The 1,053-nt window shown below is 65.1% G+C and carries 2 protein-coding genes; both read left to right on the top strand.

Going from position 1 to position 1,053, the window contains the following annotated elements:
• Positions 1 to 271: L,D-transpeptidase (locus EOA86_RS35910; protein WP_164892379.1), on the top strand; the 271-nt coding region annotated here is incomplete at its 5' end.
• 120 nt (positions 272 to 391) lie between these two features.
• Positions 392 to 1,053 (top strand): 6-phosphofructokinase (locus tag EOA86_RS35905; protein ID WP_206630250.1); only part of this gene is annotated, 662 nt, incomplete at its 3' end.

Below are 1,053 nucleotides of genomic sequence, written 5' to 3'. Positions count from 1 at the left end.
GACCTGGACGCCGCCGGCCGAGATGATCGCCCGCAAGCCGGAACTGGTGAAATGGCAGGCCGGGCAACCCGGCGGCCTCGACAACCCGCTCGGCGCGCGCGCGCTGTACATCTACCAGAACGGCCACGACACCGGCTACCGCATCCATGGTTCGCCCGAATGGTGGAGCATCGGCCAGGCGATGTCGTCGGGCTGCGTTCGCCTGATCAACCAGGACATCATCGACCTCTACAGCCGCGTCTCCAGGAAGAACCCGGTCGTCGTCGTCTGACCCTCCCGGTCGTCGTGTGATCCGATAGCGTGGCCGGCGCGGCCGCTCGACTCTCCCGTTGCGTGATCTCGCAAGACAGGCGAATGTGCCTGCAAAGCCACTGCTCGGGAGACGTGAAGCATGTCCGGAACTTTTGTGATCGCGCAAGGCGGCGGTCCGACCGCCGTCATCAACCAGACGATGGTGGGCGCTGCGCTCGAAATCCGCAAGCGGCATCCCGGCGCTAAGGTCCTGGGCTCGATCCATGGCGTGCGCGGCATTCGTGACGGCAACTATATCGATCTCTCAGCGATTCCAGAGGATCGGCTGCGGCTGATTGCGGCAACGCCGAGCGCCGCGCTTGGCTCGACGCGCGACAAGCCGGATGACGCCTATTGCGAGATCATCCTCAACGGTCTGAAGAAGGCCGGCGCCGACGCGTTCATCTATATCGGCGGCAACGATACGTCGGGCACGCAGCAGATCCTGACCGATGCCGCCGGCGGCAAGATAGCTTTCGTCCATGCGCCGAAAACCATCGACAACGATCTCGAGGAGAACGACCACACGCCCGGCTTCATTTCGGCAGCCGAGTTCGTCGCCGGCGCCTTCCTCTCGGTCGACCTCGACTTCCGTGCTCTGCCGGGTATCTATGTCGGCATCGTCATGGGGCGGCATGCCGGCTTCCTCACCGCCGCCGCTGCCGCATGGCAGCTTGACCCCGACAGCGGCCCGCATCTCGTCTATGTGCCGGAGCGGCCGTTCTCGGCTGCGGCCTTCATCGACGACGTGCGCGCCACGCT

Source organism: Mesorhizobium sp. M5C.F.Ca.IN.020.32.2.1 (assembly GCF_004023105.1).
Taxonomy (GTDB): domain Bacteria; phylum Pseudomonadota; class Alphaproteobacteria; order Rhizobiales; family Rhizobiaceae; genus Mesorhizobium; species Mesorhizobium wenxiniae.
Note: the sequence above shows the minus strand (reverse complement) of the source record. Positions and strands in the feature narration are given on the sequence as shown.